Origin of the sequence: Elizabethkingia sp. YR214 (assembly GCF_003058195.1) — a bacterium.
Lineage (GTDB): Bacteria > Bacteroidota > Bacteroidia > Flavobacteriales > Weeksellaceae > Elizabethkingia.
In genome coordinates, this window is record NZ_QBUH01000001.1 from 287916 (window position 1) to 309882 (window position 21967).

Sequence of the window (21967 nt, forward strand, 5' to 3'; positions counted from 1 at the left end):
AGATCAAATTTTAAAAACAGGGGACAAATTTAGGTAATTAATTTGCAAAAATGCAAATTAATTTAATTTTAAATCTTTGAAAATTACATACAGAAGATAATATTTTGGAATATCGGATTTAAAAAGATAAAATATCTAAAAACAAAAACTCTAATCTTCGAGATTAGAGTTTTTATTTATTTTCGTGTAAAAAATTATTTTTCGCAGGCCTGCCAGATTTTATCCTGAGGGTTGGTTGGCGCAATAATTTCAATTGCTTCTTTTGTTACCGGATGGACAAAACTAAGCTTTCTGGCATGTAAATGAATTCCGCCATCGGGATTAGATCTTGATGCCCCGTATTTCAGATCTCCTTTTATCGGAATCCCAACTTTAGCCAACTGAGCTCTGATCTGATGATGCCTTCCTGTTTCCAGGTCTATTTCTAAAAGATAATAATTATCCAAAGTCCTGATTACTTTATAATGCAAACGGGCTTCTTTCGCTCCTTCAGTTACTTTTTCGAAAACCGTGGCTTTATTATTTTTCTCATTTTTACGAAGATAATGTACCAACTTCTGCTCCAAAGGAATCATTTCTTTAGGTACTATTGCCCAATACGTCTTTTCAATTTCACGATTTTTCACCATCTGCGTCAGCCTCGACAAGGCTTTGCTGGTTTTAGCATAAATAACAAGGCCAGAAGTTGGCCTGTCTATACGATGCACTAAACCCAGAAAAACATTTCCGGGTTTATGATCTCTTATTTTAATAAAATCTTTAATTTCGTCCAGAAGGGATTTATCGCCAGTTTTATCTCCCTGCACTAATTGCCCTACCTGTTTGTTAATCACCAAAAGATGATTATCCTCATAAACGATCTGAGATTCTGTCATGTATTAATAACTTTCCTGCTGATTAGGGAAATCCTGAGATTTCACATCTTTTACATACTGTCCTACAGCACCAGCCACTTCATCAAAAAGATCAAGATATCTTCTTAAGAATTTAGGACTAAAACCTTTATTCATTCCTACCATGTCGTGGAAAACCAATACCTGTCCGTCACAGTCAGATCCTGCACCAATACCAATTGTCGGAATATTTATACTTGCAGTTACCTGCTTTGCTAGGGAAGCCGGAATTTTTTCTAATACAACAGAAAAACATCCTAATTCTTCCAATAGTTTAGCATCACTAATCAATTTCTGAGCTTCAGCTTCTTCCTTCGCTCTTACTTTATAAGTTCCAAACTGATAGATAGATTGTGGCGTAAGCCCCAAATGTCCTATTACCGGGATACCAGCATTAACAATTCTTTTTATAGATTCCGCTACTTCAGCACCACCTTCCAGCTTTATAGCATGCGCTCCGGATTCCTTCATAATTCTTACAGCAGAATCCAGTGCCTTTTGCGGATCGGATTGATAAGTACCAAAAGGAAGATCTACTATAACCAGCGCACGGGTTACACCACGTACTACACTTTGTGCATGATAAATCATCTGATCCAGTGTAATTGGCAAAGTTGTTTCGTGTCCGGCCATTACATTAGATGCAGAGTCGCCTACCAATACAGCATCTACTCCACCTGCATCTACCATTTTTGCAATAGAAAAATCATATGCTGTAAGCATGGTGATTTTCTCGTTGTCAAACTTCATTTTACGGAATGACTCTGTTGTCACCCTTTTAATTTCGCTGTGTACTGACATATTTCTTTGTGCTAAGGTTGAATGGGACTAAATAGATACGTGTCCCAGTTTTTTTAATTTATCGTGATTCAGAATTCTGATATTCCTTCCGTCTACACTGATAAGTTCATCCTGCTTGAACTCGGAAATTAACCGGATAGCGCTCTCCGTTGCTGTCCCTACAAGGTTGGCAATTTCCTCTCTTGTTAATGATATTTTGATAAAACCTTCTGGATCGGTTCCAAGCTTTTGTTCTAATAACAATAGTACTTCCGCAAGTCTTTCGCGCACTGTTTTCTGTGCCAGGAAAGTAATTGTTTTAGACGCTTCACCCAATTCGTACGCTATCTTTTGCAACATAGCATAAGAAAGTTTTGGGTCTGCTTCTAAAAGATGATTGAAGGTCTCGGCAGGAAGGAAGGTAATCTCAGCATCTTCCATTGCTTCAGCTGTTGCTCCGAACGGTTCATCACAAAGAAGGGAACGATATCCCACTAAATCTCCTTCTACACAAAACCTTAGAATTTGTTCTTTTTTGAAAAAACCTGACTTGGAAAGCTTAACTGTCCCTCTGTCAATAAAATAGACACCTTGTGGAAAATCTCCTTCGTCAAAAATAGTGTCTCCTTTTTTAAGACTTAGAACTTCTTTACCTTTAAGGTATCTTTCAAAATCTTCTTTAGAGAGATTTTCTTTGAAAGATTTTTCATTGAAAGTTTTTAAAAAAGCTGTCTCAATCTGTTGAAATTTAGAATCTGGCATCTTTTTGAAAGCTAATATGATAATAATCAGACAAATTTAGCGTAATTAAACTGCTCCTCAAAAGTTTTTGTCATAATTTTGCATGCTAAAGCTATAATAAAATGAAGGAAAGCTGTTTCCATTGTGGACAGGACATTGACAAAGAGATCATAAGCTTTGACGAAAAAACATTCTGCTGCAACGGATGTAAGTCTGTATATGAGATCCTTAATATGAATAACCTTACCGGTTTTTATGATTTAAATAAGAAAGCCGGGATAAGACCTAGTGATGACACAGCTCCTTTTGACTATCTGGACACAAAAGAAGTTTTCGACCGTCTTGTAGATTTTTCTGAAGGCGCTACTTCTTTGGTAACCTTCAAAATTCCGGTAATCCATTGTTCTTCATGCATATGGTTATTGGAAAGTTTACAGACATTAAATAGCTCTATACATTATTCTACCGTGAATTTCACTAAGAAAACAGTACAGATATCCTTTAATCATGAAGAATTAAAATTAAGTGAACTGGCTCAATTCCTTTCTAATCTTGGTTACAAACCAGTAATCAACCTCGAAACAGCCGAAAGAAAGACTGAAAAAGTCGATAAAAGCTTAGTGATTAAGGTTGCTATTGCCGGATTTGCATTTGGTAATGGTATGTTCTTTTCTCTTCCTGAATACTGGTCTAAATGGTTTGGACGGGACGATGTCTGGTTAGAACACTACACACCTCTTTTCCGTTGGCTAATGTTTATGATGGCAACGGCAGTTGTTATATTCTCCGCTTCCGATTACTACAAATCGGCATGGTATGGACTTAAAAACAAAAGAATTACGATAGATATTCCTATTGTTATTGGTATTCTTGTTCTATACTTCAGAAGTTGCTATGAAATTTTCTCGAACTACGGCCCGGGATATTTTGATACCCTTTGTGGACTTTTATTCTTTATGCTATCCGGAAAAATTTTCCAGCAGAGAACATACAATGCATTGTCCTACGACAGAGATTATAAATCCTTCTATCCGATAGCAGTTACGAAAGTTGATTTTGGCGGAGAACAGAAAAACATTCTGCTTTCCGAAATCAATATAGGCGACCGAATTTTGGTAAGAAACGAAGAAATTATACCTGTTGATGCTATCCTTATCAATGGCGAAGGTAATATAGACAACAGTTTCATCACTGGTGAAGCGGCTACTATTAGCAAAAAACCGGGAGATAAGATATTTGCTGGAGGAAAACAAAAGGGTTCTGTTCTGGAACTGGAGGTTATTAAAAATGTTGACCAGAGTTATCTTACCCAATTATGGAACAAGGAAGCTTTCAAAAAGCATGAAACTGGGTTAGATACACTTACCAATGCAATTAGTAAGTACTTTACTATCATCATATTAGCGGTCACTCTTTTTGCCGGAATCTATTGGTCTACTGTGGATATGCAAAAGATGTTTCAGGTTACCTGTGCTATCCTTATCGTTGCATGTCCGTGTGCATTAGCACTTTCCGCTCCGTTTACTATGGGACACATCATGCGTATTATGGGACGTCATAAAATGTATGTAAAGGATGCATTAACAGTAGAAAAGATGGCAAAAATCAACACATTGGTTTTTGACAAAACAGGTACAATTACCTATAACAAAAGAGCAAATATTGCTTTTGAAGGTATTGAACTAAGTGCTTTTGATAAGGAAAATATCAAGACTCTTCTTAAGAACTCTAATCACCCACTTTCTAAATCCCTGTATGAATTTCTGGATATTCAGGATCCTTATTACCCTACAGAAGATTTTGTTGAAATATCAGGAAAAGGTTATGAAGCAAAGGTCCGCAACCACTTGTATAAAATAGGTTCTGCAAAATTCACAGGAACAACTTCTGACACGATAGAAACCGCCGTTTACATCTCTAAAGACAGTGCTATTTTAGGTAAATATATTTTCAAGAACGAATACAGAACAGGTCTTAAAGAACTATTCAATGATCTGCCGGGATACGAAAAACACATCCTGAGTGGTGACAACGAGTCTGAAAGAGCTAATCTGGAGCAGATTTGCAGCATTAACGACCTTCACTTTAATCAGTCTCCTGAACAAAAGCTGGAATATATCCAGTCGTTACAAAACCAGCATAAAAAGGTTGCAATGGTTGGTGATGGACTGAATGATGCGGGCGCACTAAAACAAAGTAATGTAGGTATTGCCATTGCAGATGACAGCAACTCGTTCACCCCGTCATCCGACATTATCATGAACGGTGATATGTTGGGCTATCTTCCGGATTTCTTCCGTCTCTCGAAGGATGCAATCCGCATTGTAAAAGCAACCTTCATCATAAGTTTACTTTACAATGTTGTAGGTCTTACTCTCGCTGTAATAGGGAAAATGTCGCCTCTTGTAGCTGCTATTCTTATGCCTGCGAGCTCTATTAGTGTAGTCATATTTACATCCGCAACAACATGGCTGACCTCTCTAAAATATTTCAGATCACGCCGAACATAGTCGAAACCCCAATATACGCTTTTGTTATTTAGAAACGTTTTAAATTAACGCTTTTTAACGTTCAATGACTAATCTCATAGATAATATGTAAATTTGCAGAAGCAATTGTTTCATATATTTGCACAACTTATGGACATTCTATATTTAATGATTATATGCAGCGTTTCGTTGGCTGTTATCTTCTTAATTATTTTTATTATAGGAGCCAAAAACGGGCAGTTTGAAGACGACGAATCCCCTGCTGTAAGAATGCTTTTTGATTCTGAGATCCAGAAGGAAAAAGATCAGGAGAAAAAACAGACAGAGGACGAGATAGAAGAAGACGAAAAAATAGATAAAAAATAGCGATTTTATAAAATGGAGACACAAAAGTTTAGTTATGACAATAATATCGTCCGTGCATTTTTGTACGCAACGATTGTATTTGGTATAGCAGGATTTATATTAGGGCTTACAGCAGCTCTGATGCTTTTCTACCCTGAATTACCGGAATTCCTTTTCGGTACAGATGATACAACTATTCAGAGTTTGAAAAGCGGAAATATTCAGGGACTAATTAATACGCAAGGAGCACTTGGTTTTGGTAGAATCAGAATGATGCACACCAATACTGTTATCTGGGCTTTTGTATGTAATTCATTTTTCTGTGCCGCATACTACAGTATGCAAAGGCTACTGAAAACCAGAATGTACAGTGATACACTTTCATGGATACATTTCTGGTCTTGGCAGATTATGATTGTTGTAAGCTGGGTTACTTTTGCAATGGGCTTCAACACTTCAAAAGAATATGCTGAACACGAATGGCCTGTAGATATACTTATCCTTATTTCATGGGTAGTTTTCGGTCTTAACATGTTTGGTACGATTGCTAAGAGAAGAGTAAGGCACTTATACGTAGCCATTTGGTTCTATCTTGCAACATGGATTGGGGTAGCTTTACTTCACATCGTAAATAACTTAGAAGTTCCATTAGATTTCTGGAAGTCATATTCAGTATATTCAGGAGTAAAAGATGCTATCGTACAATGGTGGTATGGTCACAATGCAGTAGCATTCGTACTGACAACACCAGTATTAGGTATGATGTATTACTTTATGCCGAAAGCTGCAGACAGACCAGTATTCTCTTATAAATTATCTATTATTCACTTCTGGTCTCTAATCTTCGTATATCTTTGGGCTGGTCCTCACCACCTTCAGTATACAGCTTTACCAGGTTGGGCTCAGGCCTTAGCAACAGGTTTCTCTATTATGCTTATCGCACCGTCTTGGGGAGGTATGCTAAATGGACTACTGACACTAAGAGGAGCTTGGGATAAAGTAAGAGAGAATCCGGTACTTAAATTCTTCGTAGTAGCTGTTACATGTTATGGTATGGCAACTTTCGAAGGACCGTTATTAGCAACAAAAACATTAAATAAAATTGGTCACTTTACCGACTGGGTAATTGGTCACGTACACTTAGGTGCACTAGGATGGAATGGCTTTATGGCGTTTGGGGTTATTTACTTCATGGTTCCAATCTTATGGAGAACTAAACTTTGGTCAATAAAACTAGCTAACTGGCATTTCTGGTTAGGTACATTAGGAGTTATCTTCTATGCAGTACCAATGTATATCTCTGGTTTCACACAAGGTTTGATGTGGAAACAATTTAACCCGGATGGTACTTTGATGTACAAAAACTGGTTAGATACTGTAACAGCGATTATTCCTTACTTTAAATTAAGATTCCTTGGAGGATCTCTATATTTAACAGGTGCTATTCTAATGGTAGTGAATATCTTCAAAACTGTTAAGCAAGGTTCTTTCCAAAAAGAAGTTCCGGCAGAAGCTCCTGCATTAGCTAAAATTGGTAATGACAGAAAGGCTGGTGAGCCTGTTCACTTATGGATTGAAAGAATGCCTGTTTTACTTTCTATCGGTGCATTCATTACACTATCTATTGGTGGTGCTGTAGAGATTATTCCTACACTAACAATAAAGAAAAACGTGCCTACAATTTCTGCGGTTAAACCTTATTCTCCGTTAGAATTAGAAGGTCGTGACTTATATATCCGTGAAGGATGTAACTCTTGTCACTCTCAGATGATCAGACCTTTCCGTGATGAGATCGTGAGATTTGATGGTAAAAATGGTCAGTATTCCAAAGCTGGTGAATTCGTATACGATCACCCATTCCTTTGGGGATCTAAGAGAACTGGTCCGGATTTACAAAGAGAAGGTAATAAGAACCCAGATTCTTGGCATTTCAAACACATGTATAACCCGAGATCAACATCTCCAGGTTCTATTATGCCACGTTTCCCATGGTTAATTACAAACGAGTTGGATCGTACTCATATGGTAGACAAAATGAAATTAATGAAGAATTCATTTGATATACCTTATACTAAAGGACAAATAGATTCAGCTAACGCATGGGCAGATAGCCAGGCTAAAGTAATCGTTAAGAAAATTTTATCTGAAGCTGCGGATGTTAAAGATCAAGTAGATAAAGAAAAAGTTGCTAAAGGTGACAAATTTGTTCCTATAGAGAAGAGAGAAATTGTAGCACTTATCGCATACCTTCAGAGATTGGGTACTGATATTAAGACTACAGATGTACAGACAGCAAGCAACAACTAAAAAATAATAATAAAATGATCCCTCAGAACTTTAAAGACATACTAAGCAACGGCGAAAATGTAGGGTTATATCAGACTCTGGCGCTTATCTTATTTGTATTGTTCTTTATCGGATTGGTATATGTGGTTTTTAAAAAACCAAAAAAATACTACAGGGACAGAGAAAATGCACCATTGGAAGATGGTGACGAAATCAATAATAATCTACATTAAGAAAAAAACGATATGAAACCAAGAACGCCCGTATTTGTAAACTTTGTAATTGTGGTGGCTTTGCTAATCATTGTTTACAATATGTTTGTGCAAAACACTTCTTTCTTTGGCTCTCCATACTTCTGGGCTACTATTATTATTGCCGGAATTATGGTATTTATAGCAAACGGAATTGGTGATCTTATAGAAAACAATCGTTTTCAAAAGTTATCCGAGGAAGAGAAGAAAGCTTATCTTGAAGACAAGAAAACTCCATACTACAAAAGATTATGGGCTTCTGCATTCAAAAAGCAATCTAACGCTGAAGAGCAGGATATGATCATCGACCACGGTTTCGATGGCATTACCGAATTAGATAATGCACTTCCAAAATGGTGGTTAGGTCTATTCTACTTCGGATGTATATTCTGCGTAGTGTATGTTTCTGCTTATGCATTTACTGACTATGCTCACCCGGTAGCAGAATATGAAAAAGAATACAAAGAACAGTTAGCTGCAATTGCAGAGTATGAGAAAACAGCTCCTAAGATTACAGTAGAAACTGCAAAATATGACCCTGCGAACATCCCTGAAGGACAACAGTTATTCGACTCTAACTGTGCTTCATGTCACGGACAAGGTGGTAAAGGGGGAATCGGTCCTAACTTAACAGATGATTACTGGATTAACGTTAAAGAACCAGACGTTTTCCACAATGTTTTCTGGATGGACGAAAACGGATCTCCTAATAACCCTGCGATGAGAGCCTTTATTAAAGAAGGCGTAATTACAGGAAAAGATGCTGAAAAAATTGCAGCATATATTTACCACATTAATCAGGAGATACCTCCGATTACGCAAGCACAAGGAGGAGCAGCTCCGCAAGGAGAAGTCGCCCCATGGGTTAAAGGAACACCAAGAAAGTAATAGCCCAGCTATTACTTTTTATTTTTTATATAGGACTGAGTTATGGCAACAGAAAAACAAAAATCAGATTTTGAACAGGCTTACGTTGTAGAAGCCGAAACATTTCGGGATTCTGTAGGTACAATGGATAACACCGGTAAACGGAAATGGGTATTCCCGAGAAAACCAAAGGGAAAATACACCAATTACCGAAACATTGTAAGTACACTCCTGCTAATTGTATTTTTTGTTTTACCGTTCCTGAAAATAAATGGGAACCCGGTTCTGAAATTCAATATTCTGGATCGCGAGTTCTTTATTTTCGGACAGCCATTCTACCCTCAGGACTTTTTTATTCTGACAATAGGTGCTATTACAGGATTGATCTTCATTACACTCTTTACTGTTGTTTTTGGTAGAATATTCTGCGGATGGATATGCCCTCAGACAATTTTTATGGAAAGTGTTTTCCGTAAAATAGAATATCTTATAGAAGGTGACAGAAACAAACAAATTCGTCTCGACTCACAGCCATGGAACACAGAGAAAATCTGGAAACGCGGACTGAAGTGGAGCATTTTTATTCTTATCTCATTAATTATTTCTCACTTAATGTTCTCTTATATCGTAGGATATGAAAGAGTATTGGCAATAATGAAAGAAGGACCCGTTAAGAATTATGATAATTTCCTTGTCATGATTTTGTTTTCTGCTGCATTCTACTTTGTATTTGCATGGTTCAGAGAACAGGTATGTACACTGGTTTGTCCATACGGAAGGTTACAGGGAGTATTGATTGATAAAAAGACCATCAACGTATTTTACGATTTTAAACGTGGTGAAAACCGTTCTAAATGGAGAAAAGGTGAAGACCGTAAGGCTGCAGGAAAAGGAGACTGTATCGACTGTGGACAATGTGTTGTTGTGTGCCCAACCGGTATCGACATCCGTAATGGCCAGCAGCTGGAATGTATAAACTGTACAGCATGTATTGATGCCTGCGACGAAGTAATGGACAAAGTAGGCCTTCCAAAAGGACTTATTCGTTATGCTTCTGAAGATGAAATAGAGAAAGGAGAGAAATTTAAATTCACAACAAGAATGAAAGCGTATGCAGCAGTTCTTCTTTTGCTTGTTATAGGATCTTCATTTATCATCCTTAATCGTTCTGCTGTTGAAGGTAAATTTATAAAACCTGCAGGATCTACTTATTATGTAAAAGACAGCCGAACTGTCAATGTATACAATTATACCCTTCTTAATAAAAGTAACGAAGACAAGGTTGTTACTATTAAAATAATTTCACCTCAAAATGGAGAAATTGAAGTAATCGGCGGGGTTAACAAAATTATTATGAAGCGAGATGTTTCTACTAAAGGAACTATTAACATTTCCTTCCCTTCAAAAGAAATAAACCTTTCAAAACAAAATATAGTTATCGGAGTTTATGACCAGAAAGGAGCCCTTATCGACTCTTATGAAACCTACTTCGAGGGACCATTTAAAATGACGTTGTAATTATGAAATCTAAATTCACTTGGGGACATGGGATGGTCCTTGCATTAGCAGGCTTTATTGCTTTTATACTTGGAATGATATTCTTCTATACAAGAGGCTATCAGACCTCGGAAATGGTATCCGAAAACTACTATGAAGATGAATTAATATACCAGGATGTAATCGACGCTAAAACAGCAGCAGCTAGCTTACCTGAAAAACCTGTATATACTCAGAATGCTGATGGAATAAGAATTACTTTTCCAAAGCAGTTTACCAATGCTAATTCAAAATTCAAATTTTTCCTGTTCAGAACCGAAGATTCTAATCTGGATATTAAAAAGGAAACTGAATTAGACAGTAATAATTCTATTTTTATACCAGCAAAAGCAGGTATACTAAAAGACGGATCTTATACATTAAAACTTAACTGGAAAGAAAATTCCGGTAAAGCATATCAGATAGATTATAACCTTATATGGACTTCGCATTAGTCATATCAGCTATAGGATTAGGTTTTGCATCCGGGTTTCACTGTATCGGGATGTGTGGCCCTATTGCTCTATCTATGGGGCTGACTAAACAGCAGCAGACCAATTTTTATTTGCAAAATCTGACTTACCAGTTCGGACGTATACTTACATATACTATTTTAGGCGCCATTTTGGGCGTAATAGGCGAAGGATTTGAGATGGCCGGGTTCCAACAGGTTCTTACCATTTCCGTTGGAATTATGCTTATTATTATGGCTTTATTTTCTTTCGGTGGAAAAGACTTTGCTTCCAGATTACCTTTTATCAATAAAGCATTGTTAAAAGTGAAGATTAATCTGAGCCAACTATTACAGAAAGCAGATTACAAATCCCGTTTTACTACAGGATTACTAAATGGTCTTCTACCATGTGGCATGGTCTATATGGCGCTTACAGCTTCACTGGCTGCTGGTGGTGTATGGCAGGGTGCCACGTTTATGGGAATCTTCGGGCTTGGAACTTTTCCTTTTATGTTCGCAGTTGTACTGGTTGGAAATTTAATGAATCAGGCTTTAAGAATAAAAGTTTTAAAAGTGATTCCTATCGTTATGATTATCCTTGGCGGACTTTTTATTCTCCGTGGTATGGAAATAGGTATTCCATATCTTTCTCCTGCTTCTGAAGCTATGGGAATCTCTAAAGACCCTGCAAGCTGCCATACTCCGGGACACAGTTCCGAAGAACATTCACACTAAAATTTATTTTGTTAATTATAAAAAGAAAGCGACCCGATTAATAATCAGGTCGCTTTCTGTATATTATTGAATCTGATTAGATTTTATCAAATCCTGTATAAGCTCTTAATTTTTCCGGAATAGCAATTCCGTCAGCAGTCTGATTATTCTCTAAAATTGCAGCCATAATACGTGGCAATGCCATCGCAGAACCATTAAGTGTATGTACTAACTGAGTCTTACCATCAGCTTTATAACGACACTTAAGTCTGTTAGCCTGGAAAGATTCAAAGTTAGATACTGAACTTACTTCTAACCATTTCTCCTGTGCAGCACTCCATACTTCGAAATCATATGTCATTGCAGCTCCAAATCCGGTATCTCCACCGCATAGTCTAAGAATACGGTAAGGAAGTCCAAGGTCTTCAAGAATACCTTTTACGTGCTCTACCATTCCGTCTAAAGCAGCATAAGAGTTTTCAGGCTTTTCAAGTCTTACAATTTCTACTTTTTCAAACTGATGCAATCTGTTTAATCCTCTTACATGGGCACCATAAGATCCGGCTTCTCTTCTGTAACACTGAGAAAATGCTGTATGAAGAATAGGCAATTGTCTTTCTTCCAATAATTCGTCTCTGTAAAGGTTAGTTACCGGCACTTCTGCAGTAGGGATAAGGTATAACTGATCTTCGTTAATGTAGTACATCTGACCTTCTTTATCAGGCAGCTGACCTGTTCCGTATCCAGAAGCTTCATTTACCACATGTGGCGGATTTACTTCAATATATCCGGCTTCAGTATTCTTATCCAGGAAGTATTGTACTAATCCACGTTGTAAACGTGCTCCTTTGCCCAAATAAACAGGAAATCCTGCTCCGGCAATCTTCACACCCAATTCAAAATTGATGATATTATATTTAGCCGCCAGCTCCCAATGTGGGATTGCTCCTTCACCTAAACCTTCAACATCACAATTCTGGAATACAATTTCATTATCAGTTTCAGATACACCTGCTTTCACAAGCTCATTAGGGATATTCGGAATCTGATAAAGGATATGTAAAAGTGATTTTTCAACCTCATTTAATTCATGCTGAAGTTCTTTACTTCTTTCTTTAATGTCAGTAGTCTTTTGCTTCGCTGCTTCAGCTTCTTCTTTTTTGCCTTCTTTCATTAAAGCACCAATCTCTTTCGAGATTTTGTTCATTTCGGAAAGTTGTGAGTCAAGTTCAAACTGAATTTTCTTACGTTGGTCATCAGTGGACACAGCCAAATCTACCAATTCAGGGTTCTTGAAATTTCTCTTTTGTAAACCTTCTAAAACGCGTGCTTTCTCATCACGCAAAAAATTAACTTGTAACATAATATGAATTGTTTTGCAAAGTTAAAAAAACCATGCTGTAAATTATAAAATTCTGAAACGATGTGTGTATTATACCGGAAAATTATTGTTTGGTAATCGTGATATTCTTTTGCTGGCCACTGGAGCCATTAAAAACTTCAGTACCATTTAACTTGATACTCGATACGCTAAAAAGTGTTGGGGTCCAGGAGTAGACAATATCTAATTGATCCTGTGCCATCACTTTTGTATCATTAGTTACTTTATTATAATTAATTAAAATCTGTGATATATACGTCTTGCTGGTAGCTGTTGAATCGGATAATCCCTGCCTTGTAGCTCCGGCAATATACTGCATATAGTTTTTCTTGGCATCATCCACTCCCGGTGTTATACCCGAAACTGCAGTATTACCCGTAATAGACAAATCATCTATAAAGGTAATTCTACTGGCATATCCTGTAGGATCATTTGGAATAATCAGATCATTGCCATTAGTATCCTGAAAATAAAAATTGATCGTCTGATCAATATTCTGGTGCACACCATCATCCTGCCTGCAAGCTGTCACAAGCAGAAAAATAAATGCTAACCCGAAAAAAAATTGCCATTTCCTCATATACAAAACTAACAGCTATAATTTAGGCAATATGACCTGCCCAACTTTTTTTAAGCGGAAGTAAAAAGTTGCTTAAGAAATCCAGATAAGTATTTTTAGAAAAATCAAAAACTTCAACGTTCTCATCAATTTCTCCGTTTTTTACTTTAGAACGGAAATCTGTAAGTTTTAATGTTTTTACTTCTCCATTCTCCAGATAACAAGCTTTCATTCTGTCGAAAAGCCCAAGCTGATAATCCGCATCAATTTCATGCATTAGTTTACCCAATGCATCTATGCTGCAGCCAGATGCCATTTCTTTCTCCTCGTCTACACAGATAATAATAAATTGATTTTTTTCAATTTTAAAAGAAGCTTCAAGCTCTTTTCCATGAGCTTTCCATCCACCTAAAAAATCATAAATTCTTTCTGTAATATCTTTAGCTTCCTTAGCCGTAAATGCTCTGCTTGCCGGATAAGTAATAACTCTGTAATCGTTAGTTTCTACAACTTCTGAAGATTCAATTTTCATCACAATACAATTTAATTCTACAATTCTTCTGCTTCAGCTATAAGCTCAACAATATCTTTTACCTGAACTTCTTCGTTTTTATTAAAATGCTTCACACCATCTGTCATCATTGTATTACAGAACGGGCAACCCGTTGCTACAATATTTGGTTTCAGCTCCAGTGCTTCTTCTGTTCTTTCTATATTGATGTCTTTATTACCTTTTTCTGGCTCTTTAAACATCTGTGCTCCACCTGCTCCACAACATAGCCCATTGGTTTTGCAACGCTTCATTTCCACAAGCTCTGCATCCAGTTTTTCAAGGAGTTGTCTTGGTGCCTCATATTCATCATTTGCACGACCAAGATAACATGGATCATGGAAAGTAATTCTTCGTCCTTTAAAGCTTCCGCCTTCTATTTTCAGTCTTCCATCAGCCATTAACTCCTTTAGGAATTGTGTATGATGTAATACTTCATAATGACCACCCAGTTCCGGATATTCATTTTTCAGAGTATTGAAACAGTGTGGACAAGCTGTTACAATTTTTTTTACTTCGTATGCATTTAGGATTTCTATGTTGGTTAGTGCCATCATCTGGAAAACAAACTCGTTACCTGCACGTTTTGCAGGATCACCTGTACAGCTTTCTTCCTGCCCCAATACAGCAAATTCTACTCCTATTTTATTCAGAAGTTTTGCAAAAGCTTTTGTTATTTTTTTAGCACGATCATCAAAACTTCCGGCGCAACCTACCCAGAATAATACTTCCGGAGCTTTGCCTTCAGCCATATAATCAGCCATTGTTTTTATAGTGAAGTCCATAATAATTTATCAATTTACTAATGTGAAAAATGTAGCAATAACTTAGTTCTCGTTTGCCCAGTTTAATCTGTCTGCCTGATTATACTGCCAAGGTGCAGCATTGTTTTCAATATTCGTCATCATCAGATTAAGCTCCTGAGGTGCCGAAGACTGCTCCATTACCATAAACCTTCTCATTTCGAATATAATGGAAAGCGGATCAATAAGTACCGGACAAGCTTCTACGCAAGCATTACAAGTTGTACATGCCCATAACTCTTCACGGGAGATATAGTCGTCCAAAAGCTTTTTACCATCGTCTACAAACTTTCCGTTTTTATTAATGTTTTTGCCAACCTCTTCCAGTCTGTCTCTCGTTGCCATCATAATACGACGTGGAGAAAGCTTTTTCCCGGTAATGTTTGCCGGACAAACAGCTGTACAACGACCACATTCTGTGCACGAGTAAGCATTAAGCAATTGTACTTTATTCAGATCGAACACATCATTTGCTCCAAATTTATCAGGAACTGCGTTTGGATCTGCATCGGCAGGTGCTGCTGCATACGGATCTGCATTTGGATCCATCATTAGCTTTATTTCTTTTGTCACAGAATCAAGGTTGTTAAACTTCCCTTTCTTCTGAAGATTTGCAAACCATGTATTAGGAAAAGCAAAAATAATATGTAAATGCTTAGAGTAATACAAGTAGTTCATAAAGAAGAATACTCCTATAATATGAAACCACCATGCTCCTTTTTCTAAAATATGAAGTGTCGTATCTCCAAATCCATTGAACACACCAAACAGGCTCTGGCTAAAAGGAAAATATCCTTTAACATCACCTTCTCTTGTCATCAGCACGAAGTCTGATGAATTCATTAAAAAGAAAGCCATCATCAGAGAGAATTCAATTACAAGAATCCAGTTGGCATCATTCTTTGGCCAACCCAGAAGCTCTTTCATATTCAAACGACGGATATGTATAATATTCCTTCTGATAAAGAAAATAGCAATAGATACGGCAACTAAAAATGCCATAACCTCCAAAACTGCCGTAAATACATTATAAAAACCTAGTCCCAATACTCCCGCCAGAAAACGGTGAGTACCAAAAAGCCCGTCAACAAAGATTTCTGCAAGCTCAAGATTTACAATAATAAATCCTAAATAAACCAATATATGCAATATTCCCGCAACGGGTCTTTTAACCATTTTGCCCTGACCAAGCGCCACTCGGCCCATAACAGCCCAACGTTCATTTTTATTATCTGAACGATCGATATCCTTACCTAAGTTTACATTTCTTGTAAGTTCTTTCAGACTTTTAAAGAAAAGTCCGAAACCTACAACAATAAGGATAAGAAACAAAATGTTATCAATATATTGCATATCTAAATTTAATATTATTTAGCAGATTTACCAAATACCGAAATATTAATATAACGTTTCGGGTTTGCTTTAAGGTCTTCCATCAATGCATTAAGCGAAGCGGCAGACTTATTAAGGTTGTTATACAGGTCCTCGTCTTTGGTCAGTTTACCTAAAGATCCTTTTCCAGATTCTATCCCTGCAATAACCTTATTTAGCTGATCAGATGTTTCGCTTAATTTAGCAACCGCATCATTCAGCTGTTTTGTATTAATGCTTTCAGCGACCTTACCATATTTATCTACAGTACTGTTAGCTGTAATCATTGTTTTATTAGCATTATCCAGCACATTGTTCAGTCTACCTTCACTACCAGCCAAAAGCTTGTTGGTCTGTTGTGATGTTATTTTGAATGACTCAACCGTACCATTAAGATTTCTCAAAAGAAGCTTAATCTCTCTTCTGTTTTCATCATCCATAATTTTGTTGGTACTTGCCACAGCAGAATCAAGACGGGATAATACAGATGTTAGTTTATCTTTTACCGGCCCTACCTGAGACGAAAGGCTATTCATCATCGACTGTTTGAAAGCTCCCTTCAGAGTATCACCATTTTTAGCGTATGGTTGATTATATGCAAGATTAACTCTGATTTCTTTACCGGACATTAGTCCTGGCTCAAAAATTTCAACATTTGAATTTTTTGAAAACACAAAATCATTATTAACACTAATTTTCACCACAAAATAAATATGACCATTACTCTGGGTCATCGGCTTAATCTCTGTAACCTGACCTACCTTCAATCCATTGATGGACACAGGGCTTGATTTTGCGAGGCCTTCTACGTTGTCGTATTTTACATAGTAGTTATCATCTGTTGAGAATAAACTCTTCCCTTTCATAAACTGAAAAAGAATAACAAAACCAACGATGGCCAAAATTGCTATAAGTCCTGCTTTAACTTCTTTGGAAATTTTCACGAATATATATTTTAATGAGCAAATATAAGGTTTTTTAAAGTATGAAAAATTATTCAATAAATAGAAAAAGCAACCGTTATCGGTTGCTTTTTATGTTGTTAGAATATCTTTATTTTTAGTGCTGACCTGCAGCTGCCTTATTATAAATCTCTATTCTGTAATCTTTGATATCAGATTTGTCCTGAAGGCTCTTTAATAAAGCCTGTCCGTACATCTGTGATCCTTGCTGCATCAATGCCTGAGCAATTGACTTCGCATCTCCGCCTTGTTTGTTTTCAGCAACAGACTTTTTAACCACTACATATACTCCGGCAACACCTTCAACTGGCTTAGAGAGCTGATTAGCTTTTGCGCCGAATGCAGCACCTGCAACTTTAGGTTCCATACCACCGCCTAATGCAGGGTTTAGGATATTAATCTGTCCGCTTTCTTTAGCAACTCCGAAAAGTTTTGCAACCTGATCCAATGAAGAAGGCTTTTGAGCATCCATCTTTTCGATAATCTTTTTAGCTAAAAGTTGGTTCTTTACAATTGGTTCAATTTCTGAACGTACAGATTCAGGATCAGCAAGACCTGCATCTTGTTTTCCATTCAGGTAAGCTACTACATAATCACCATTACTTGTAGTAAAGATATTAGTATCTCCTGCTTTTGTTTTCTTATCAAATGCCCATGCTAATACATCTGCATCTTTATCTGTATTGATTCCCTGGATTTGTCCCTGGAAACGTTTTGCCATTTTTGGGTTAGCAAAAGTATAGTTCTTTTTCTTTGCAATGTTGCTAAAGTCATTGAAGCTCTTACCTTGTACTTCCTGAATAAATTTATTTGCTTCAGTATATACGGTACTATTTGTTTTATCAGAAGCTTTGATCTCTTTTACAAGATTAGCCACTTTGTAGCCCATAGCTCCTGGTTTCTTATCTTCGATGTTGATGATATGATAACCAAATTGCGTTTCAACAACTCCTGTAGCTCCTTTTGGATTTGCAGCTAAGTACGCTTTAAATTCAGGAACAAATGGCGTTTCTGGCGTAGTCCATCCCAATTCACCTCCTTGTGCAGCAGATCCCGGATCAGCTGAAAACTTAAGGAACTCGGTAAATTTAGCAGGGTTAGCTTTTACAACAACTCCAATACTATCTGCAAGTTTTTTAGCCTGCTCTTTTGTTCTTTTCTCTTTTCCTGCCTGATCAGCCGGGCTTCCTTTGAAAGCAATAAGAATATGTCTTGATTTTACAGAATCGCTAGGCTGTTTTCCAACTAATTTAGAAACAACATAGTAACGGTCTTGTACTTTGTATGGTCCGAATGACTGTCCTACAGCTGCACCACCTAAGAAGCTTCTGATTTCTTCTGGCTGCTGAGCCAATGCTAAGAACTGAGAATTGAAAGGTACGTCAGAATTAACAGTAACGAACATTGAATCGTTCTTTGTATTCTGGAAGCTTTCAACGCCTGCACCCATATCAGCACCCTGAGTATTCAGTTTGTTAATTTCTGTCTGAGTAGCAGCCTCATCCTGAGCACTTGGTTTAGCCGGGAACAATACTATCCCAATATTTCTGCTTGGATCTGCTTTGAACATCAATGGATGTTTTTTAATATAGTCTGCAAGATCCTGAGTTGTAACTTTTACATTATTGACACGTGCAAATGCAGCATAATCTACTTTCACATAATCAATATTTGCTAGCTGATCTCTTTCTTTCAAGATTTCAGCCGCTTCTTTATTGTTGGCAGTAACTCCGGCAGTAACGTTTGCAAAGAACTGTCTTGCCATGATACGGTATTCAATACCTTTTCTCATTTTAAGCCAGTTAGCATACTGCTCCGGGTTCTGGGCTTTCATAGCCTCAATTTCTTTTTTAAGTTCCTGAACTTTAAAGTTCCCTTTTTCGTCTACCAATTGAGGATTCTGAGCAAACATCGGATCGTACTGAATTTGATTCCAGAACATTTCGTCAGTTAATTTCAGCCCCATTTTTTCAAACTGTTGTTTGATTAGTTTAGACTGAATAATCATTTGCCATGCCTGCTCTTCTAAAGCCTCTCTAGGCTGTCCCTGAGACTGTTGTTGTAAAAGAAAAATCTGATCATCCAGTTCTTCACGGGTGATTTTTTCTCCGTTTACTTTTCCTAAAATATTAGGGTCTTTACCAAATACTTTGTCCAAGCTATCTGGATTAACCAGGAAAGCCAAAAGCGCGATGGCTAAAAAACCTATCAGGATCCAAGGCCTCTTTCTAATTTCACTTAAAACTGCCATTAATAATGTATTTTCGTTTTAAAATTATTTGTAAACTTTTATTGAATATCAAGGTGCGAAAATAAACATTTTTAATGGAATAAAGAATTTTTTTTAGTATACCTCAATAATTTTGAAAGCAGAAATTTTGTCCTAAAAAAAAAATTATTTCACAATGGCATATCTATTGTGCCATCTTAGCTACTCCCGAAAATTCAGTTGTTTATATACGAAGCTGAAACGGAGTTTATTTTTTTATGACAAACTGACATAGTATGAGCGACAAAGAAATATTAGAAATCGAAGATTTTTTAGAAGAAGGTTTCAACATTATTGAAGAGGAAATAAAAGACAGTATAGACAAAGAAACTGAGAAAAACCAAAAAATCTTCCCATTACTTGCAGTTCGCAACATCGTTCTTTTCCCTAAAGTAATTATGCCTATTACAGCAGGAAGAGAAAAATCAATTAAACTACTGCAGGAAGCACACAAACAAGGCAAACTTATCGCAGTAGTAAGCCAGAAAAATGCGTCAGAAGAAGAACCTACACTATCTTCTCTGAATACGATCGGAACCCTTGGTAAGATCCTGAAGATTATTAACCTTCCTGAAGGAAACATCACAGCCATCATTAAAGGTGTAGACCGTTGTAAAGTAAAAAAGATGTTGACTGAGGAACCTTACTTTACCACCGAAATTACCAGATTAAAGGATACAGAAGTTAAAAAGGACAAGCAGGAATTTGCTGCTTTAATAGATAACATCAAGGATATCTCACTGCGCATTATCGAAATCGACCCTAATATACCAAATGCAGCCAACTTTGCTGTAAAAAATATTACCGGAGAAGCAGATTTGCTCAACTTTATATGCTCTAACGCAAGTTTCCCAACCGAGACAAAGCAGCAGCTATTAGAAATTAAAGATCTTTATCAGCGCGCAGCCAAATGCTACGAGTTATTATCTGAAGATTTCCAGAAAATAGAATTAAAAAATCAGATACACCAAAAAACCAGTCGCGATCTGGATAAACAACAACGAGAATATTTCCTTAACCAACAGATCCGAACTATTCAGGAAGAATTAGGAGGCGGACCAGAAGGTGATGCCGACGAACTTCGCGAGAAAGCACAAAAGAAAAGCTGGAATGAGGATGTTGAACAGCATTTTCAGAAAGAATTAGGCAGACTGTTAAGACAAAACCCTAATTCACCAGATTACAACGTTCAGCGTAATTATCTGGATTTCTTTACAGATTTGCCATGGGCAACCTATTCTAAAGATATTTTTGATCTGAAGAAAGCACAAAAAGTTCTGGACAAAGCTCATTTTGGACTGGAGGATATCAAGAAAAGAATACTGGAACACATGGCTGTTCTAAAGCTGAAAAACGACATGAAATCTCCTATTTTATGTCTTGCAGGCCCTCCGGGAGTTGGTAAAACTTCTTTAGGAAAGTCTATTGCTGATGCTTTGGGAAGAAAGTATATCCGTATCTCTTTAGGAGGACTTCATGATGAAAGCGAAATCCGAGGCCACCGCAAAACATATATTGGTGCTATGGCCGGAAGAATCCTTCAGGCAATAAAAAAAGCAGGAACATCTAACCCTGTCATTGTTTTAGATGAGATTGATAAAATTGGTACTGGTGTACACGGTGATCCGTCTTCAGCACTTTTGGAAGTTTTAGATCCGGAACAGAACAATTCTTTCTACGACAACTTCTTAGAATATGGATATGATCTGTCCAAAGCAATGTTTATTGCTACAGCCAATAACCTTGGTGCTGTACAGCGTCCGTTGTTAGACAGAATGGAAATTATTGATATCTCTGGATATACACTGGAAGAAAAAACCGAAATTGCCAAAAGACACCTTATCAGTAAGCAGCTAAAAGAAAACGGATTAACATCCGACGCTATAAAATTAGGAAATAAGGAAATTGCCCATATCATTGAGGCTCATACTTCAGAAAGCGGTGTAAGAAGGCTGGAAAAAAATATTGCTTCTGTTGTTCGCTGGGTTGCTTTACAAAAAGCAATGGAGCAGGAATATGATTCAAAAATTACTGTAGAAAAGATTGATGAAATCCTTGGAGTACCTCGCCCTAAAAGCCTTTCTGAAACAACAAATGTACCAGGAGTTGTTACCGGACTTGCATGGACAAGCGTAGGTGGTGACATTCTGTTTATTGAAAGCATATTATCTAAAGGTAAAGGCACAACCATAACAATGACCGGTAACCTAGGTAATGTTATGAAAGAGTCAGCTACTATCGCCTTAGAATACATCAAAGCTAAGTATGAAGAACTGGGTATGACTGAAGAACAGCTAACAGATAAAAACATCCACATTCACGTACCTGAAGGTGCTACCCCAAAAGACGGACCTTCTGCAGGTATTGCAATGCTGACTTCTATGGTTTCCAGTTTTACCAATAAAAAAGTAAAATCTAATCTGGCGATGACCGGAGAGATTACACTTCGTGGGAAAGTTCTTCCTGTAGGTGGAATTAAAGAAAAATTATTAGCTGCAACACGTGCTGGTATCAAAGATGTCATTTTGTGCGAGGCCAACCGTAAAGATGTTGAAGAAATAAAGAAAGAATATCTTAAAAATCTAAACATTCATTATGTAAATAAAATGAAAGAAGTAGTAGAAATAGCACTTTAGTCATTCACAACATAAAACCAATATAATTATAAACTTCACATATTTTGTGAAGTTTATTTTTTATAACTTTGGTCTAAACT

At 37.0% G+C, this 21967-nt stretch carries 19 protein-coding genes; 9 read left to right on the plus strand and 10 right to left on the minus strand.

Features of this window, described 5'->3' with window-relative positions; genetic code table 11:
* Positions 1–194: 194 nt before the first annotated feature.
* Genes C8J95_RS01210 through C8J95_RS01220 form a run of 3 tightly spaced genes read right to left on the minus strand, consistent with a single transcriptional unit; the run spans position 195 to position 2435 of the window.
* Positions 195–875 (minus strand): RluA family pseudouridine synthase, encoded by a 681-nt coding sequence (locus tag C8J95_RS01210; protein WP_107807274.1) that lies wholly within the window; start codon positions 873–875, stop codon positions 195–197.
* 3 nt (positions 876–878) lie between these two features.
* Entirely contained in the window at positions 879–1694 is an 816-nt protein-coding gene (gene panB, locus C8J95_RS01215) for a 3-methyl-2-oxobutanoate hydroxymethyltransferase (RefSeq protein ID WP_107807275.1), read from the minus strand.
* A gap of 27 nt (positions 1695–1721) precedes the next feature.
* Positions 1722–2435, minus strand: a complete 714-nt coding sequence (locus C8J95_RS01220; RefSeq protein ID WP_009093794.1) for a Crp/Fnr family transcriptional regulator — start codon at positions 2433–2435, stop codon at positions 1722–1724.
* A 101-nt stretch (positions 2436–2536) separates the two neighbouring features.
* Here C8J95_RS01220 and C8J95_RS01225 point away from each other — a divergent pair, with 101 nt between their 5' ends.
* The 8 genes from C8J95_RS01225 (at position 2537) to C8J95_RS01260 (ending at position 11377) form a co-directional block, all read left to right on the plus strand.
* Positions 2537–4924 carry a heavy metal translocating P-type ATPase metal-binding domain-containing protein gene (locus C8J95_RS01225; RefSeq protein WP_107807276.1) on the plus strand — a complete coding sequence of 796 codons (2388 nt, stop codon included), beginning with the start codon at positions 2537–2539 and terminating at the stop codon, positions 4922–4924.
* A gap of 129 nt (positions 4925–5053) precedes the next feature.
* Positions 5054–5269: a cbb3-type cytochrome oxidase assembly protein CcoS gene (gene ccoS, locus C8J95_RS01230; RefSeq protein WP_059325665.1), complete on the plus strand. Its 216-nt coding sequence runs from the start codon at positions 5054–5056 to the stop codon at positions 5267–5269.
* Between the two features lie 12 nt (positions 5270–5281).
* The gene (ccoN, locus tag C8J95_RS01235; protein ID WP_107807277.1) at positions 5282–7555 is read left to right on the plus strand and encodes a cytochrome-c oxidase, cbb3-type subunit I; all 2274 of its coding nucleotides are present in this window, start codon (positions 5282–5284) and stop codon (positions 7553–7555) included.
* A 14-nt stretch (positions 7556–7569) separates the two neighbouring features.
* A complete protein-coding gene (locus C8J95_RS01240) occupies positions 7570–7767 on the plus strand; it encodes a cbb3-type cytochrome c oxidase subunit 3 (protein WP_021347422.1) in 198 nt (65 codons plus the stop codon).
* 12 nt (positions 7768–7779) lie between these two features.
* The gene (locus C8J95_RS01245; RefSeq protein WP_034871735.1) at positions 7780–8673 is read left to right on the plus strand and encodes a cbb3-type cytochrome c oxidase N-terminal domain-containing protein; all 894 of its coding nucleotides are present in this window, start codon (positions 7780–7782) and stop codon (positions 8671–8673) included.
* A 42-nt stretch (positions 8674–8715) separates the two neighbouring features.
* A complete protein-coding gene (gene ccoG, locus C8J95_RS01250; protein WP_107807278.1) occupies positions 8716–10170 on the plus strand; it encodes a cytochrome c oxidase accessory protein CcoG in 1455 nt (484 codons plus the stop codon).
* A gap of 2 nt (positions 10171–10172) precedes the next feature.
* Positions 10173–10643, plus strand: coding sequence for a FixH family protein (locus C8J95_RS01255; protein ID WP_107807279.1), 471 nt, complete (start codon positions 10173–10175; stop codon positions 10641–10643).
* On the plus strand, positions 10628–11377 hold the full coding sequence (locus C8J95_RS01260) for a sulfite exporter TauE/SafE family protein (RefSeq protein ID WP_107807280.1): 750 nt from the start codon (positions 10628–10630) through the stop codon (positions 11375–11377). The genes C8J95_RS01255 and C8J95_RS01260 overlap by 16 nt, the downstream gene beginning before the upstream one ends.
* 76 nt (positions 11378–11453) lie before the next feature.
* Here the strand turns inward: C8J95_RS01260 and serS are convergent, their stop codons facing one another.
* The 7 genes from serS to C8J95_RS01295 form a co-directional block, all read right to left on the minus strand.
* Positions 11454–12719 (minus strand): serine--tRNA ligase, encoded by a 1266-nt coding sequence (gene serS / locus C8J95_RS01265; RefSeq protein WP_078772262.1) that lies wholly within the window; start codon positions 12717–12719, stop codon positions 11454–11456.
* Positions 12720–12801: 82 nt separating this feature from the next.
* Positions 12802–13317, minus strand: coding sequence for a hypothetical protein (locus C8J95_RS01270; protein ID WP_107807281.1), 516 nt, complete (start codon positions 13315–13317; stop codon positions 12802–12804).
* A 22-nt stretch (positions 13318–13339) separates the two neighbouring features.
* Entirely contained in the window at positions 13340–13828 is a 489-nt protein-coding gene (locus C8J95_RS01275) for a hypothetical protein (protein WP_034871740.1), read from the minus strand.
* Between the two features lie 17 nt (positions 13829–13845).
* Positions 13846–14631: a (Fe-S)-binding protein gene (locus C8J95_RS01280; protein WP_034871741.1), complete on the minus strand. Its 786-nt coding sequence runs from the start codon at positions 14629–14631 to the stop codon at positions 13846–13848.
* A gap of 42 nt (positions 14632–14673) precedes the next feature.
* Positions 14674–16002 carry a (Fe-S)-binding protein gene (locus tag C8J95_RS01285; protein WP_107807282.1) on the minus strand — a complete coding sequence of 443 codons (1329 nt, stop codon included), beginning with the start codon at positions 16000–16002 and terminating at the stop codon, positions 14674–14676.
* 14 nt (positions 16003–16016) lie between these two features.
* Positions 16017–16964, minus strand: coding sequence for an MlaD family protein (locus tag C8J95_RS01290; RefSeq protein WP_059156023.1), 948 nt, complete (start codon positions 16962–16964; stop codon positions 16017–16019).
* Positions 16965–17079: 115 nt separating this feature from the next.
* Positions 17080–19233, minus strand: coding sequence for a peptidylprolyl isomerase (locus C8J95_RS01295; RefSeq protein ID WP_107807283.1), 2154 nt, complete (start codon positions 19231–19233; stop codon positions 17080–17082).
* A 254-nt stretch (positions 19234–19487) separates the two neighbouring features.
* Here C8J95_RS01295 and lon point away from each other — a divergent pair, with 254 nt between their 5' ends.
* Entirely contained in the window at positions 19488–21887 is a 2400-nt protein-coding gene (gene lon / locus C8J95_RS01300; RefSeq protein WP_107807284.1) for an endopeptidase La, read from the plus strand.
* The last annotated feature ends 80 nt before the right edge of the window (positions 21888–21967 follow it).